Origin of the sequence: Rhodococcoides kyotonense (assembly GCF_900188125.1) — a bacterium.
GTDB classification, from domain to species: Bacteria; Actinomycetota; Actinomycetes; order Mycobacteriales; family Mycobacteriaceae; genus Rhodococcoides; species Rhodococcoides kyotonense.
In genome coordinates this window covers 167,707-183,298 of the sequence record NZ_FZOW01000002.1, presented here as the reverse complement: position 1 = coordinate 183,298, position 15,592 = coordinate 167,707, and the positions used below count along the sequence as shown (strand labels likewise).

The window sequence follows — 15,592 nt, the reverse complement described above, 5'->3', positions numbered from 1 at the left end:
TCTCACGCTTTCGCGTTTTCCTTCTCGAGTGACGTCCGCTTGTCGTCTTCCGGGAGATGGTCGTCGACCATGGTCTCTTCGTCGAACGGCAGGCCGCCGTCGAGCACGGTCTTGACGCGGGACGCGTCGATCGTCTTGGTCCACGTTCCCACCAGCAAGGTTGCAACAGCGTTGCCGGAGAAGTTCGTGACCGCGCGGGCCTCGGACATGAACCGGTCGATTCCGACGATGAGGCCGACGCCGTCGAGCAGCTCGGGTCGGTGGCTGGAGAGGCCGCCTGCGAGGGTCGCCAGGCCTGCACCGGACACGCCTGCTGCACCCTTGGACGCGATGATCATGAACAGCAGCAACGAGAACTGCTCGGGGATCGACAGCGGCATGTTCATGGCGTCGGCGATGAAGATCGACGCCATCGTCAGGTAGATCGCGGTGCCGTCGAGGTTGAACGAGTAGCCCGTCGGGACGACGATGCCGACGGTGGTGCGCTCGACACCGACGTGCTCCATCTTGGCGATCAGACGCGGAAGAGCCGACTCGGAGGACGACGTAGCGACGATCAACAGGTACTCGCGGGCCAGGTACTTGACCAGCTTGAAGATCGAGAATCCGGACACGAAGCGCAGGATCAGGCCGAGGAAGCCGAAGACGAAGATGAAGCAGGTGATGTAGAACGCCAGCATCAACGTGCCGAGCTGGATGACTGCGTCGAATCCGGTCTTGCCGACGACGCCTGCGATGGCACCGAATGCGCCGATCGGGGCGAGCCACAGGATCATCGTGAGGATGCGGAACACGAGCTTCTGCACCGACGCGACACCCTTGAGGATGCCTTCACCCTGCTTACCCATGGCCTGCAGTGCGAAGCCGACGAGAATGGCGACGAAGAGCGTCTGCAGCACCGAGCCCGCGGTCAGCGACGATACGAGGGTTTCGGGGATGATGCCGGCGATGAAGTCCATCGTGCCGCCCGCCTCGTGGGCGGTATCGGCGAGCTTCAAGCCTGTGTCGTTGGCCGTGATGTCCAGACCGGTTCCCGGCTGGATCAGGTTGCCGACGACCATGCCGATGCCGAGGGCGATCGTCGACATGCCGATGAAATAGGCAAGTGCCAGGCCACCGACCTTGCCGACGCTGGCCGCTGCTCGGACCGAGCCGATGCCGAGGACGATGGTGCAGAAGATGACCGGGCTGATCATCATCTTGATCAAGCTGACGAACAGCGTTCCGAGAACCGCGAGGTCCGACGCGAAGTCCTTCGCCGTCAGACCGACGATGACGCCGGCGACGACCGCGATGATCACCGCGATGTAGAGCCAGTGCGTCTTGTCGCGCTTCTTCTTGGGTTCGGGAACCGGGTTGCGGTTTCCGTCAGCATCGATGCTGGTAGTCATTGGTATGTCCTTTGTGACTAATGGAGTGAGTTGGATCACGCCTTGCTAGAGGACGATGCTGGTAGATGTCGTGACCGATGTCACGAATACGTTCATTCTGTTCACAGGTTCGAGTAACGAAACGAGGCACGGAACGTGGCCAAGCGCCCGACGAGCGTCGCCGGACAAGTTCTTGTCCTGCAATTGGTCGTCATGGCCGTCATCGTGCTTGCGGGCGGCATCCTCACCGTTCTGAATGAGCGCTCCAACAGCGACGACGCGACACGACGCGAGGTCATCGCGATCGCCGCCAGCATCGCCAACGAACCGTCGACGCCGATCGCCATCGCATCGAACGACCCGACGGCGTATCTGCAACCGGAAACCGAGAAGATTCGCGGCATCACCGGCGTCGACTTCATCGTCGTGATGGCGCCGGACCGCACGCGATTCACGCACACGACCGTCGACCTGATCGGCAAACCGTTCTCCGGCAACATCGATCGCGCGCTGCAAGGCGAGACGTTCACCGAGACGTACGTCGGTTCGCTCGGACCGTCGATCCGCGCGGTCACGCCCGTCACGGACGGCAGCGGGACGATCGTCGGCCTCGTGTCTGCAGGTGTGACGCGCGAGAAGATCAGCGACCAGTTCGTGTCAGGGTTGCCGCTCATCATCGGGGTCGTCATCGCTGCGTTCATCGTCGCCACCATCGGTTCGATCGGGTTGAGCAGACGGCTTCGACGCCAGACTCTCGGCATGGCACCGGACGAGCTCCGATCGATGTACGAGCATCACGACGCGGTCCTTCACTCCATCAGCGAGGGCCTTCTCGTGTTCGGAAAAAAGGGAAGTGCCGCGATCGTCAACGACGAGGCCAGGCGCCTGCTCGATCTTCCCGACGGTCCGGTACGGCGGGAGGATCTGCCGGAATCGTTGCAGCAGTTGCAATCCGGTGCCGTACACGGCGAACTGCACGTGACCGACACCCGCATTCTCGTCGTCAACCAGGATCCCGTGATGTGGGAAGGACACCGACTCGGCGACGTCCTCACTGTCCGCGACCGCACCGAATTGCAAGGTGTCATGGGCGAACTCGACTCGGTGCGCAGTTTTGCCGAGTCACTGCGATCGCAGGCGCACGAATCGGCCAACCGCCTGCACACGGTCATTACGATGGTCGAACTCGGACGCCCGCAAGAAGCGGTCGAATTCGCGACAGCCGATCTCGAGCTGTCGCAGCATCTCATCGACCGACTGATGGGGTCGGTCAACGAACCCGCCCTCGCCGCTTTGCTGCTCGGAAAGGTCAGCCAGGCCGCCGAGCAGGGCGTCGAACTGACCGTCACCGAGGACACCGCGCTCGATCACGCGGGAGTCGTCACTCCGCGGGAATTGGTCACGCTGGTAGGCAATCTGATAGACAATGCAATCGATGCGTCGAAGGAAGCCGAACAGCCGTGGGTCGAAGTGACCGTTCGTGATTCGTCGACCGAATTGCTGGTGAGAGTCTCCGACAGTGGTCCGGGAATGCCCGCCCATGTACTGGAAACCGCACTCACACGGGGGTACTCCACGAAGTCGGGCTCTCGAGGCCTCGGCCTTGCGCTCGTCACGCAGGTCGTGAAGCGCTATCACGGATCGTTGACGTCGGAAATCACCTACGGCTCGGTGCTCACAGCCAGGATCCCCCTGTGATCCGGGTTCTGATCGTCGAAGACGAGGTGCTGATCGCCGAGGCTCACAAGAACTACGTCGAGCGTGTCCCCGGGTTCACCGTCGTCGGCATGGCGCACAGTGGATCGGCCGCGTTGCGCGCCGCGAGCGAAGCAGAGGACCCGATCGACCTGGTGCTGTTGGACATCGGCCTGCCCGACTCCAACGGTATCGACGTCGCGGCGGCCCTCGGTGGCCTGCGACCGAGTCCCGACGTCATTGCCATCACGTCGGAGCGCGACCTGTCCGTCGTGCGTTCGGCCGTCGCACACGGCGTCGTGCTGTATCTGTTGAAGCCGTTCACGTTCGCGGCGTTCCGCGACAAGCTCGAACGATACCGAGAATTCCACGACGCCTTGCCTGCGGGCGAGAACGCGGCGAGCCAGCGAGACATCGACCGCGCGATGTCACACCTGCGTACCGCCGACGAGAAGGCGTCGTCGCCGAAAGGCATTGCGCCGCAGACGATGGACGGGGTCACCGCCATCGTTCGCGACGCGCCCGGCGGCCTCAATGCATCCGAGGCCGCCAAGCTCGTCGGAGTCTCCCGTGTGACGGCGTGGCGCTATCTCGAGCGCCTCGCCGACGACGGACTCGTCACGCGCAACACCGAATACGGCCGCGCCGGGCGGCCGCAGGTGCGGTACGTGTGGCGCTAGCGCGCATGTGCATAGAAGTACATAACCCTCTATGTATTTCTATGCACGTGCGCCGGAGGCGCCGATTATCCACGCGTACTCGAACGCCGCTTCCTTCCACTTCTCGTACCGACCGCTGACGCCGCCGTGTCCGGCGCTCATCTCGGTCTTCAGCAGCAGTTCCGAGTCGCCGGTTTTCGTGGCGCGCAGGGCCGCAACCCATTTGGCAGGCTCGACGTACAGCACGCGGGTGTCGTTGATGGACGTGATCGCGAGAATCGAGGGGTAGTCCTTGGCCTCGATGTTCTCGTAGGGGCTGTACGACTTCATGTACTCGTACACCTCCTTGTCCGCCAACGGGTTTCCCCACTCGTCCCATTCGATGACCGTCAGCGGCAACGACGGGTCCAGGATGGACGTCAGCGGGTCCACGAACGGAACGTTCGCGAGGATGCCGTTGAACAACTCCGGCGCGAGGTTGGCGACGGCACCCATCAGGAGCCCGCCCGCACTGCCGCCGTCGGCGACCAGATGTTTCGGTGACGTACGTCCACTCGAAATCAAATGCTGTGCAGCAGAGACGAAATCGGTGAAGGTGTTCTTCTTCGTCAGCGTCTTGCCGTTCTCGTACCAGTGACGGCCCATTTCACCGCCACCACGGACGTGGGCGACGACGAACACGATGCCGCGGTCCAGCAGCGACAATCGCGCGACGGAGAACGCAGGATCCATCGATGCCTCGTAGGATCCGTAGCCGTACAGCAGCGTCGGAGCAGGCCCGTCGGGCACGTCCTTGCGTCGCACGATCGACAGCGGGACCCGCGTGCCGTCCGACGCGACCGCCCAATCACGGTGCTGCACATAGTCCGACGCGTCGAAGTCTCCGAGTACGGGCTGCGACTTACGAAGCAACAGCTCCCCCGTCGAGAGGTCGTAGTCGTAGACCTGCCCCGGCGTGATGAACGACGTGTACGCCAGGCGCAGCAACGGCTGCTTCCACTCCGGGTTGGATCCGGCGCCGACGGCGTAGAGTTCCTCGTCGAATTCGAGCTCGTGATAGTCCCCGTAACCCTCCTCACCCAAAGGCCAGATCGCCAAGCGCGTCAACGCTTCTCGTCGATAGCCCAGGACCAGGTGGTCGGCGAACGCGTCGACGTCTTCGAGACGCACGTCCTCGCGGTGCGGGATCAACGTCGTCTGCACCGACGGGTCGTTCACCGGCGCGTCGGCGAGGATGAAGTTCTCGGCCTTCTCGCCGTCGGTTCCCCATCCGTCGACGGATCCGTTGTGCAGGATGAGGAATCGATCCTCGCCCTTCACGACGGCGTGCTCGACGCTGTATTCGATGCCTTCGACGCGCGGGAGTACGACGCGGAACTCGCCTTCGGGGTTCTCGGATTCGAGAACGAGGCACTCGGAGGTGATCTTGGAGCCGACCCAGATCAGGAGGTACTTCTCGCTGCGCGTCGATCCGAAGCCGACCCAGTAGCTCTCGTCGGGCTCATGAAAGACCTTGACGTCCTGCTCGGTCGACGTCCCGAGCTTGTGACGCCACACGGTGTCGGGGCGCCAGGACTCGTCGACCGTCTGATAGAAGACATATCCGTGATCCAGCGACCACGTCGCGCCCGGGGCGGTCTTGTCGATGACATCGGGGAGCATCTCGCCGCTACGCAGATCCTTGAACCGCATCGTGTAGCGCTCGTCGCCCTCGGTGTCGGTCGAGTAGGCCAGCACATTGCCGTCGTGGCTGATCGAGAACGCACCCAACGAGAAAAACGAATGTCCCTCGGCTTCGACGTTGGAGTCGAGCAGAATCTGCTCGTGCGGCACCTCACCGGACAACGACGGAGGCGTCCAGTCGTCGGGAGAGTCGACGGGGCACCGGCATTGGAGGCCGTAGGACTTACCCTCCTGCGTGCGGGAGTAGTACCACCAGTCCCCCATCCGCGTCGGCACGGACAGATCGGTTTCCTGCGTCCGAGACTTGATCTCGTCGAAGATCGCCTCGCGCAACGGCTCCAGATGCGCAGTCTGCTGCTCGGTGTACGCGTTCTCGGCTTCGAGGTACGCGATCACCTCGGGGTTGTCCTTGTCGCGCAGCCATTCGTAGTTGTCGACGAACGTGTCGCCGTGATGTGTTCGCTCGAGCGGAACGGTCTTGGCGGTGGGTGGAACGAGTGTCACGGGCGTACCCAATCGTCGAAGTTCAGGCCCGAAATGCGTTCGTAGGCCTCGATGTACCGCGCGCGCGTCGATGCGACGATGTCGTCGGGCAGCGGTGGGGGCGGTGTGTCACCGTGGCGATCCCAGCCGGATTCGGTCGTCAGCCAGTCGCGTACGAACTGCTTGTCGAAGCTCGGCTGAACGCGGCCCTCTTCGTACCCCTCCAATGGCCAGTAGCGGGACGAGTCGGGCGTGAGAACCTCGTCGGCGAGCACGAGGTTGCGGTCGGCGTCGAGACCGAACTCGAACTTGGTGTCGGCCAGAATGATTCCGCGGTCCAGTGCGAAGTTCGCGGCACGCGAATAGATTTCGAGTGTGTCCTCGCGCAGCTTGAAGGCGAGTTCCTCACCGACCTTGTCGACGACGGCAGCGAAGTCGACGTTCTCGTCGTGCTCCCCGAGCGCGGCTTTCGCCGCAGGCGTGAAGATCGCCTCGTCGAGCTTGCTGGATTCGACGAGCCCGTCGGGCAGCGCGACGCCGCACACCGCGCCGGTGCGCTTGTAATCCGAGAGCCCGGAACCGGTCAGGTACCCGCGCGCAACGCATTCGATGGGCACCATCTCGAGCTTCTTGACGACGAGAGCGCGGCCCAGCAGTTCCTCCGGAATGCGCTCGTCGCGTGAATCGCCTGCCAGGTGGTTGACGCCACCGAGCTCTTCGAAGAAGAACACGCTCATCGCCGTCAGGACGCGGCCCTTGTCGGGGATCGGTGTGTCGAGGACGTGGTCGTAGGCCGAGATGCGGTCGCTCGCGACGAGGAGCAGATGGTCGTCGTCGATGACGTAGAGATCGCGAACCTTGCCGCCGGCCAGGTGCTGGTAGCTGCTGAGTTGTGGACGCACGGAGACAACCCTATCTGGGTCGCGATGCAGGTTCTGCCCACGTCGGGGAAGAATGGTTGGTAATGGCAACGAATCAAGAAGTCGCAGACGTCGGTTTCCGCTCCGAGCGCGGGCCGGTTCTGATCGCTCTCATGCTCAGCACATCGCTCGTCGCGCTCGATTCGACGATCATCGCGACGGCCGTGCTGACCATCGTCGGCGATCTCGGTGGCTTCAGCCAATTCCCGTGGCTGTTCTCGATCTACCTGCTGGCCCAAGCCGTGTCCGTCCCCATCTACGGCAAACTCGCCGACCTGTTCGGACGTAAGAAAGTAATGCTGTGGGGCATCGGGGTGTTCCTGCTGGGTTCGATCCTGTGCGGCCTCGCCTGGTCGATGCCCGCGTTGATCGCCTTCCGTGCAATCCAGGGGCTCGGGGCGGGCGCAGTCCAGCCGATGTCGGTGACGATCGCCGGCGACATCTACACGCTGCAGGAGCGCGCCAAAGCGCAGGGTTATCTGGCGAGCGTGTGGGCGATGTCGTCGGTGGCCGGTCCCGCCCTGGGCGGCGTGTTCTCGGAATTTCTGTCGTGGAGGTGGATCTTCTTCGTCAACATTCCGCTGTGCGCGCTGGCTGCGTGGATGCTGATCAGGCGGTTCCACGAGGGGGACATCCGCCACGAGCGTCCGAAGATCGACTACCTCGGCGCCGGATTGCTGACCGTCGGCGCCGCAGCCATCCTGCTCGGACTGCTCGAAGGTGGCCAGTCGTGGGCATGGGCGTCGCCGATCAGTATGTCGATCTTCGTCGGTGGCGTCGTCGCGCTGGCGTTGTTCACGTGGCAGCAGACGCGCGTGCCCGAGCCGATCCTGCCTCTGTGGGTGTTCACACGACGGGTTCTGGTCGTCAGCAGCCTCGTGTCTCTCCTCGTCGGCGCGATCGTGCTGGGGCTCACGTCGTACGTCCCGACATTCGTCCAAGGCGTCCTCGGCACCGGGGCGATCGTCGCGGGCTTCGCATTGGCGACGCTGACGCTCGGCTGGCCGATCGCAGCATCGCTGTCGGGCAGGTTCTATCTACGCTTCGGCTTCCGCGCGACAGCGTTGACGGGCGGGACCATCGCCGTGATCGGCACCGGCCTCGCGACGCTGATCGGCGCCGACGCACATATCTGGATGATCGCCGCGGTGTGCTTCGTCGTCGGCCTCGGCATGGGTCTGATCGCGAGCCCGACTCTCATCGCGGCGCAGTCGTCCGTGGAGTGGGAAGAACGTGGCGTCGCAACGTCGACCAACATGTTCGCCCGGTCCATCGGCAGCGCGGTGGGCGTCGCCATTTTCGGGGCGATCGTGAATTCCCGCGTCTCCGGCGACCCGGAACCCCAACAGCTGTCCGACGCCATTCATCTGGTCTTTCTCGGCGTCTTCGCGGCGGCGGTGCTGATGCTCCTCGCGGCGGCATTCATGCCCAAACCCCATGTGCGTGAAAATGTATAGAGGAGTACACATTTTCGCTCACGACCGGTTCACCAACCCACGCGACACGAAGTCGACAGTCAACGCGACGGCCAGAGTCTGAGCGAGCAGAAGGCCCGTCAGCACGAGGATCTGAACAGCGCCCGCCTGAATGGCAGAACCGCTCGCCAGCAGAACACCGACGAACGCCCCCGGCAGAGTCACCAGTCCGACGGTTCGGGTTTGGTCCAGTCCCGGCAGCAGCGCGTCACCCGCCGTCGGCCTGACGACCTCTAGCCGTGAATCACGTTCGCTCAGACCGAGACTGAGCGCAGCTTCCACTTCGCCGTGACGATCGGACAGTGCATCGAGGGCGCGGCGAGCCGACAACGACGTCGCGGTCATCGTGCCGCCCAGAATGATGCCGCCGACGGGAACGATTGCAATCCCCTCGGCAGGAACAACTCCTGTCACAAGACACAGAGGTACGACGACGCCTATGCCGACGGCAAGCGGGACCGTCAGCCACAGCCCCGATCGCCCGGCCTCGGATCGCCTGATCGACGTGAACGCGGCTGCCGCGAACATCACGACCAGCACCAGCAGCGACGACCACAGGTGTGCCAACGCGGCGGCCAGGATCAGCGAGACGGCAGCCAGCTGAAGAAAGCCCCTGAGCGCTGCGGCGGGAACGGTGGCCACCCGGCCGATCGCAGACACCCGATACACCAGCGCAGCGAGCAGAACCATGACGACGCACAGCACGGCCAGTGGGATGCCGGGCTGGGCGAGGGAAGAACTCATGTGCATGAAAATACACAGCGGCAGGAGTGGAGCCTGCGGAACGACCCTGAGGCGCTATGTATTTCTATGCACGTGCGACGAAGTCGCCTACAGCCCCACGCGCTCGAGCATCGCGTCGAATTCCTCGCTCGCCTCGGCTTGACTACGGCCGGCCTCCAGCGCGCCGTTGTACACGGCCAATGCCTCTTCCTGATGCTTCTTGTACTTCTCGAGCCACTGTTCCGAATTCGCGCGCCAGTACCCGATGATCTCGAATTGCGTTACGGGATAGCCGAGTTCCTTGCGGAAGTACTTCCGCACGACGCGCGACGACGACGCCTCGCCGGCAAACCAAATGTAGCCCTCGCCCTCCGGTAACGCCCATTGACGTACGGCGTCGTCGAGCACACTCGCCGAATCACCGTTGCCGGAACCGATTCGCCAGTCGTAGGTGACGTCGCCTGCTGTCTCGAACTCCTGGATGTCTCCGCGTTCGAGCACCTCGACGATGGCGTGTGCCCGTGCGCCGGACGGCAATTCCTCGATGATCCGGCCGAGCCCTGGCAACCCGGTCATGTCCGCGACGAGCAGTTGCCACCGCGCGGTGTCCGGAATGTCGTACCAGCACCGCGGCCGAGTCCACAGCAAGACCTGCCCGACGGTGGCGTTCAGCGCCCACGTGGCCGCGACGCCGCCTTCGTGCGCGACGAAGTCGATCACGAGAGTTCCTGCAGCCGAATCGAATCGACGAACCGTGTAGTTCCGGCCGTCCGGAACGGGGTCGACGTCGTGGTACCACCATTCGCCGTCGACCTCGGTCATAGCAGGCGGACGATCCTCACCCTGGCGTGCGAAGAACAGCGTCACGCACTCGTCCGGCTTGCCGATCGACACGTACTCGGCGACGTCGGCGCCACCGAACGTCACGCGGACCATGTGAGTGGTCAACTGCTCGACTGCGACTACTTCGGCGAAGTAGAAACCCTTGTCCGTCATCGTCCTCGTCTTCGGTAGTTCCAGGAGTGCTTGGTTAGCCTACGCTCACTCGCGCTGGCCGGCGCACGAGGACCTCTCGCGATCGATACGCCGACGGATGTAGCGCCACCGACGTCTCGGGCGTGCGGAATGCAACGGTGGCGCCGACGGACAGTCCTGCCACCAGCGCGGTGACCGCCTTGACCCCGGTTGCGCCCGCATCGATAGTCACGGTCGAACCAGCCCGGACGCGCGCGGAGGATGCCCACTCGGCGCCCGCCTTCACCAGGGATTCCCAGCACATGCGGACGTCCGATCCACAGCCGGAGAAGAATACGATCTCCCGCTGTCGCTCGTCGCTCGCCGACTCGGAGACAGCGACCAGGGTGTACTCGTCCGCGACGACAGTCGGCAGTTCCACGACCGCTGCCTCGAACAGAACGTCGTCGAGAACATGCTCGGTACGGACATGGCCGAGCACGACTGCGACGTCACCACGACGCATCCGATCGAGGACGACGTGCGGCATGTCGGTGTGACGAAGCAACACGACGGTCGCACCGAGGCTGTCGAGCGCGCACAGGACGACCGTGAACTCGGCGCCCCCGGCTACGAGAACCCCGACTCGCGATCCTCGGCCGACACCTGCGCGCCCCAGACATTCGGCGAGGTAGTGCGCGGCATCCGCCAGCGCCCCGTACTCGAGCTCACCGTCGACGGCGACGACGTCGGCAGGAACTCGGTCGAGAAGATGTGACAGCGCGGGCCGCACGTTCATTCCTCATCCTCACCCTCGGTCGCGTGCACAGAACGTGTCGAGTGTTGCACATAGGCAAGGCAACCTTAAGGCCACCGGCCGAACCGATCGGTCCGAAACGACATTCGAGGTTGAAGCTTGGAGCGTATACTCGAGGGCGTTACACGCTGGTACAACCTGTCACGACGCAAATCGAGGATCTCCTTCAGTGCCCACTCACCCGTCGCCGATCGTGCGCACCTCGAAGCCGGCCGACGAGGTGGAGGCGTTCCTCGATTCCTGTTCGGCCACCGAGTCGATGGCATTGCGAGAGATCACGTTCGCCGACGACCCGATCTCCACTGCGGAATTGGCGTCGCGGCTTCGTGTGTCACCCGACCATGCATCGAAGATCGAAAACCGTTCGCGCACCCGTGCATTCGACGCGTTGCGGAACAGCGCCGGCCTCCGTGAACTCGGCGACCGGATGCTGCAGCTGTCCCGTCCCGTCGCCGCGCTGTCACGGGCCGTACGCTCGACTCCCGAACTGTCCGAGATTCCGCCGTCGTTGCAGATTCCGTTGTGGTCGTTGATCTCTCGCATCGACGAACGGATCCGCGTCGAATCAGGCTGGGTATTGTCGGGCACATACGAGAGCGCCAGGGCGTTGCTCGTCGACACAGCGACGCGTCACGCCACGATCGACTCCGTCACATCCCTCTACGTCGTGGCGGAGTCCTTCGACATGCCGGCGGTCGAGCTCGCCGAATTCGCCGGCACCGCAGGCTATCGCGTCCTCGAGGGCCATCTCGTACCCCTCGACGTCTCGGTCGCAGGTCAGCTCGTATCGATCCTCGCACTGGCGGGCGCGCCGACGACGATGGCGCAACTGATGGAACGGATGCAGCCTCGACGCTCCGAATCGAGCGTCCGCAACGCGCTGGTCTCCGATGCCCGATTCACGAAGACCGACCGGACGCTGTGGTCGCTCACGCGATGGGCCATCGCACCGTACGTTCCGATTCACCGTCAGATCGCCTGCATCGTCGACGAGCGAGGAAGCATCGAGTTCGATCGACTCGTCGCCGAGATCAAGGGCTCGTACGACGTCAAGGAACACAGCATCCGAACCTACGCGTCGACAGGCGAATTCGCGATCGAGAACGACATCGTCCGCCGCCGCCGCCACACGTACACGCCCCGCAAATCACCATCGAAGACCAAACACCTGTATCGCGACGGCGGTGTCGTGCGGTGGCGTACGACGGTCAAGCCGATTCACCGGAAGGGCTCGGCGTTCAACCTGCCGTCGGCGCTCGCCGCGTTGCTGCACGTCGGACCCGGAACACCGCGGTCGTTCGACTCGCGCCTCGGTCCCCAATCGGTGATCTGGGTGTCGGTGCAAGCGCGTTCGGGCACGATCAAACGATTCGTCGACGACATGGGCCTCATCGACGGCGAGGACATCTTTCTCGAGTTCGGCGACGACGCGTCGTTCGACGTGGTGCGGGCCGAGAACACCCGATCTGCCTCTCCGAGTAACATTCTCGGCCTCGTCGGCCGCCGTGGAGACGACGCACTCGATGCAGTGGACGTACTGGCGAATGTCGCCGACGCTCTCTGGCTTCCGGCGAGCGCGTCACACGACGAGGTTGTGTCGACCCTCCTCACGCGCAAGGAATTCGAGCTGATCGACGCCCTCGGATCGACCCCGCAGCTACACCACTAACCGCGTGTGGAGAACTCCACTACCGTCGAGCCCCAGCCCAAGGAGCCGAATCTCGGTGCACCGCAGCCGGTCTCGGAGATCAGGGTCCGCACCTCGTCCTCGGTGCGCCGCCCCGTTCCGTACAGACACAAGTGCAACAGGTCGCTCTCGGTGTCGTGGTCGTCGGTGGTCGCCGGATCCAGCAGATCGGTGATCAGCACCGTTCGCGCAGACGACGCACCGATCGCGCGCAGGAGCAACTGCGCGTCGGCGTCGGGATGGACGTCGAGAAGATCGACGACGATCGCCACGTCGACAGGTTCCGGCAACACGCTGAACTCACTGGCGTCGATGCGCACGATCCGGTCACGCCGCCCGTCGGTGACGTCGGTGAGGTTTCGTGTGTTGATCGCCGGCAGCCCGACGACGGCGACACGAAGTTCGGGCCTCAGTCGAACGAGAGTGTCCGCGTAGACACCGCCGCCCTCACCGTAGATGGCCACGGTCGTGACGCCGTCGAAGTCCACGGCGTCCGGTAGCGCCGGGGCGCGATACACCGCCCCGAACGCCGATTCCTCGTGGAAGTCGTCGACGAACCCCGGTTCTCGCGACTTATCGGCGAAACCATGTCCGACAGAGGCCGTTCCCGTCCGTACCGACTCGAGCAATCCGAGGAATGCCATGTCGAGCCGAGTATGGATCTTGTCGAAATGCAACGCCTGACTGAGGAACGTATCCTGATCCGCCAGAATGGAACCCGTGTCCGTGAGCGCATAGCGATCGCCGTCGACACTGAGCAGTTCCATCAACGTGAGGTGCCGAAGAAGCTTGCCCGTCGCGCGTGGATCGGTGGCGCATTCCGCGGCGATCGCCGCGGCGGTGTCCGCACCGGCGTCGACGGCAGCGAACAACCCCACCGTGACCGCAGTCCGAATGGCAACCGGCGGAAGCAGTTCCGACATCTCGTGCACCACGTCCGCAGGATCCTCTGCGGCAACAACCGATTCGGCGACATCGACCTGCTCTCGATACCGCCAGTACCCGGTGATCTCGACGAACTGCTTGGCCAGCTCGCGGTCGTGCTTGGCCCAGCGCCGCAGAGGTTTGATCGTCGACGCCTCCCCCGCCACCCACAGATACGGCTGGCCTGGACGCCAGGGCGCGTTCTGGACCGTCTCGACCAGTCGCGACTGCCCGTCGACACCGGATCGGTACAACCAGCTAACGTCCACCTCGGCGTTCGACGACAATTCCTGGCGGTGCGACGGTTCGGCGACCTCGATCACGACGGTCGCCGGCAGGTCCGCGGGTAGTTTCTCGAGGCAATGTGCGATAGCGGGCAGCGCCGTCTCGTCGCCTGCGATCAAGATCCAGTCGACGCCCTTCGGCAGACTCGACGAATGTTTCGGTCCCGCAACGAGAATCTTCTCACCCGGCTGGACGCTGTACGCCCATTCCGACGCGAGGCCTCCCTTGTGCGCGGCGAAGTCGACCACCAGTTCCCGTGCCGCCGCGTCGAACCGGCGCACCGTGTACGTCCGGCTGTACTGGAACGAACCCGACGGCCAGTCGACTGTCCCGTTGTCCAGGTTGCGAGGAACCTCGAACGGCAACGCTCCCGTTCCCGGATCGACGGGCAACAATTTGATGTCGTCGTCGAATCCGTTGCTGCACACCGCAGGAAGCTCGACGCCGTCGCGCACGTGCCGGTCCATCGACGGTCCGCCGAGCGTGACGCGACGCATGCCAGGCGTCACGTCCTCGACCGTCAGAACGTCGAATTCACGCATGCAGATCGGAAAAACTTCGACCTCGCGTACGGTCGCCGCCATCGAGCTTCCTCTTCTCTCGTGTGTTCTCAGTACTCGCCGAGTGCGACCGCGACCCAGTGGGACACGGTCGGATCGGCAGCGAGCGTCGGGAAGTCGACATCGGGAGCACCCGCCGACCGCCATCGTTCCACAAGCCCCATGATGCGGATCGAGTCCAACCCCTCGTCGAGCAGATTCAGCTCGTCGCTGATCGATTCGGGTGACTGATCCAACGCGGTGGCGATGTCGCCGATGACGGTCTCGCGGGTGAGCACAGTTGTCGTCCTTGTCTTGTCGAGGCTCGGGAGAGTTACTTGGCGAACAGTGTCTCGACCTGGTCCAGCGTCGAGATCACTCCGTCGTAGTCGGGCCGGTAGCTCGTCGCAGGCAGCTCGAACACGTTGCCCGACGCGAATGCGGGCAGGTTCGCGTAGGCCGGGTCCTGCTTCAGTTCGTCGAGACTGCGGCCGGCGACGGGAACGACGATGACGACGGGTGCAGTCGCAACGGTGCCGAGCAGTTCGTTGCTGATGATGAACGAATCACCGGATCCGTAGAGCTCGGGGTTGTCCGCCTTCGTCAGCACGTCGTCGGGTTCGAGACCGACGTTCTTCAGCAGATCGGGCAGCGTCGCGGTCTGCGGGATGAAGGCAGGCTCGTTGGTGCTCAGCGACAGGAAGTACGTCACGGGAGAGCCAGGAACGGTGATGGCGTCCTTGACCTCGGCGACCTTGTCGTCGTAGGCCTCGAGCAGACCGTCGACCTTGTCGGATTCACCGGCGGCGTCGGCCACGGCTTCGAGCTGTCCCTGCCACGTGTTGACCGAGGACGGGATGAGGACCGTCGGCGCGATGGCCGTCAACTGGTCGTACGCCTCGTCCGCTTGAACGGCGGAAATACCCTGTCCGCCACCGATGATGAGGTCCGGCTGCGCCTGAGCGATGGCTTCGATGTTCAGCGCCTCGCCCGCAGGTAGTTCCTTGGTGCCCTGCGCTTCCGCTTTCTCGGCCCACTGCGGCGGGAATCCACCGTCGAGATTGGTGACGCCGAGCAGTCGCGTGTCGGTGATCGCGATCGGTGCGTCGAGCGTGAACAAGTAGCCTGCCAGGCCTGCCGACAACACCGCGATGCGCTGCGGGTCGGCCGGAACCGTGACGTCGCCCTTGTCGGTCGACACGACTCGCGTGTCGCTGCTGCTCTCGGTGGTCGCGGCGTCGCCGTCGGATGCGGCGTCGCTGCTGCTGCATGCCGTCAGGCCGATGGTCACCGCGGCCAATGCCGCTACGACGCGCAACCCACGTCGTCGGAACTGTGTGTCAGACACTGCAAGATCCTTTCGAGATCATCATCGTTG

The 15,592-nt window shown here is 64.0% G+C and carries 13 protein-coding genes; 4 read left to right on the top strand and 9 right to left on the bottom strand.

Going from position 1 to position 15,592, the window contains the following annotated elements; genetic code table 11:
• Window positions 1-2 precede the first annotated feature (2 nt).
• Window positions 3-1,391, bottom strand: a complete 1,389-nt coding sequence (locus CHB96_RS03645) for a cation:dicarboxylate symporter family transporter (protein ID WP_089243234.1) — start codon at window positions 1,389-1,391, stop codon at window positions 3-5.
• A gap of 192 nt (window positions 1,392-1,583) precedes the next feature.
• Between CHB96_RS03645 and CHB96_RS03640 the strand changes: the two genes are divergently transcribed.
• Both CHB96_RS03640 and CHB96_RS03635 read left to right on the top strand, forming a co-directional pair.
• A complete protein-coding gene (locus tag CHB96_RS03640; RefSeq protein WP_089243850.1) occupies window positions 1,584-3,068 on the top strand; it encodes a sensor histidine kinase in 1,485 nt (494 codons plus the stop codon).
• Window positions 3,065-3,745: a response regulator gene (locus CHB96_RS03635; RefSeq protein ID WP_089243233.1), complete on the top strand. Its 681-nt coding sequence runs from the start codon at window positions 3,065-3,067 to the stop codon at window positions 3,743-3,745. Before CHB96_RS03640 ends, CHB96_RS03635 begins: the two co-directional genes overlap by 4 nt.
• Before the next feature lie 39 nt (window positions 3,746-3,784).
• Here the strand turns inward: CHB96_RS03635 and CHB96_RS03630 are convergent, their stop codons facing one another.
• Both CHB96_RS03630 and CHB96_RS03625 read right to left on the bottom strand, forming a co-directional pair.
• A complete protein-coding gene (locus tag CHB96_RS03630) occupies window positions 3,785-5,911 on the bottom strand; it encodes a S9 family peptidase (RefSeq protein ID WP_089243232.1) in 2,127 nt (708 codons plus the stop codon).
• Complete coding sequence (locus CHB96_RS03625) at window positions 5,908-6,792, bottom strand: phosphoribosylaminoimidazolesuccinocarboxamide synthase (protein WP_089243231.1); 885 nt, start codon at window positions 6,790-6,792, stop codon at window positions 5,908-5,910. The genes CHB96_RS03630 and CHB96_RS03625 overlap by 4 nt, the downstream gene beginning before the upstream one ends.
• A gap of 62 nt (window positions 6,793-6,854) precedes the next feature.
• Between CHB96_RS03625 and CHB96_RS03620 the strand changes: the two genes are divergently transcribed.
• Window positions 6,855-8,267, top strand: a complete 1,413-nt coding sequence (locus CHB96_RS03620; RefSeq protein WP_089243230.1) for an MDR family MFS transporter — start codon at window positions 6,855-6,857, stop codon at window positions 8,265-8,267.
• An 18-nt stretch (window positions 8,268-8,285) separates the two neighbouring features.
• Here the strand turns inward: CHB96_RS03620 and CHB96_RS03615 are convergent, their stop codons facing one another.
• The 3 genes from CHB96_RS03615 to CHB96_RS03605 form a co-directional block, all read right to left on the bottom strand.
• The gene (locus CHB96_RS03615; RefSeq protein WP_089243848.1) at window positions 8,286-9,029 is read right to left on the bottom strand and encodes an ABC transporter permease; all 744 of its coding nucleotides are present in this window, start codon (window positions 9,027-9,029) and stop codon (window positions 8,286-8,288) included.
• 87 nt (window positions 9,030-9,116) lie between these two features.
• A complete protein-coding gene (locus tag CHB96_RS03610) occupies window positions 9,117-10,004 on the bottom strand; it encodes a siderophore-interacting protein (protein WP_089243229.1) in 888 nt (295 codons plus the stop codon).
• Between the two features lie 34 nt (window positions 10,005-10,038).
• Window positions 10,039-10,761, bottom strand: a complete 723-nt coding sequence (locus CHB96_RS03605) for an AMP-binding protein (protein ID WP_089243228.1) — start codon at window positions 10,759-10,761, stop codon at window positions 10,039-10,041.
• Between the two features lie 187 nt (window positions 10,762-10,948).
• Between CHB96_RS03605 and CHB96_RS03600 the strand changes: the two genes are divergently transcribed.
• Window positions 10,949-12,448: a hypothetical protein gene (locus CHB96_RS03600; RefSeq protein WP_089243227.1), complete on the top strand. Its 1,500-nt coding sequence runs from the start codon at window positions 10,949-10,951 to the stop codon at window positions 12,446-12,448.
• Here the strand turns inward: CHB96_RS03600 and CHB96_RS03595 are convergent.
• From CHB96_RS03595 to CHB96_RS03585, 3 genes are read right to left on the bottom strand one after another with little or no spacing between them, the layout of a single operon-like run.
• Window positions 12,445-14,259 (bottom strand): siderophore-interacting protein, encoded by a 1,815-nt coding sequence (locus CHB96_RS03595; protein ID WP_089243226.1) that lies wholly within the window; start codon window positions 14,257-14,259, stop codon window positions 12,445-12,447. The two genes, CHB96_RS03600 and CHB96_RS03595, sit on opposite strands and share 4 nt — an antisense overlap.
• Before the next feature lie 26 nt (window positions 14,260-14,285).
• On the bottom strand, window positions 14,286-14,513 hold the full coding sequence (locus CHB96_RS03590) for a phosphopantetheine-binding protein (protein WP_089243225.1): 228 nt from the start codon (window positions 14,511-14,513) through the stop codon (window positions 14,286-14,288).
• Window positions 14,514-14,548: 35 nt separating this feature from the next.
• A complete protein-coding gene (locus CHB96_RS03585) occupies window positions 14,549-15,562 on the bottom strand; it encodes an ABC transporter substrate-binding protein (RefSeq protein WP_089243224.1) in 1,014 nt (337 codons plus the stop codon).
• Window positions 15,563-15,592: the final 30 nt, after the last annotated feature.

Excerpts from the sequence above, each read along its gene's own strand:
- CHB96_RS03645 (WP_089243234.1), bottom strand. The coding sequence starts at position 1,391 with ATGACTACCAGCATCGATGCTGACGGAAACCGCAACCCGGTTCCCGAA.
- CHB96_RS03640 (WP_089243850.1), top strand. The coding sequence starts at position 1,584 with ATGGCCGTCATCGTGCTTGCGGGCGGCATCCTCACCGTTCTGAATGAG.
- CHB96_RS03620 (WP_089243230.1), top strand. The coding sequence starts at position 6,855 with ATGGCAACGAATCAAGAAGTCGCAGACGTCGGTTTCCGCTCCGAGCGC.
- CHB96_RS03615 (WP_089243848.1), bottom strand. The coding sequence starts at position 9,029 with ATGAGTTCTTCCCTCGCCCAGCCCGGCATCCCACTGGCCGTGCTGTGC.
- CHB96_RS03610 (WP_089243229.1), bottom strand. The coding sequence starts at position 10,004 with ATGACGGACAAGGGTTTCTACTTCGCCGAAGTAGTCGCAGTCGAGCAG.
- CHB96_RS03605 (WP_089243228.1), bottom strand. The coding sequence starts at position 10,761 with ATGAACGTGCGGCCCGCGCTGTCACATCTTCTCGACCGAGTTCCTGCC.
- CHB96_RS03595 (WP_089243226.1), bottom strand. The coding sequence starts at position 14,259 with ATGGCGGCGACCGTACGCGAGGTCGAAGTTTTTCCGATCTGCATGCGT.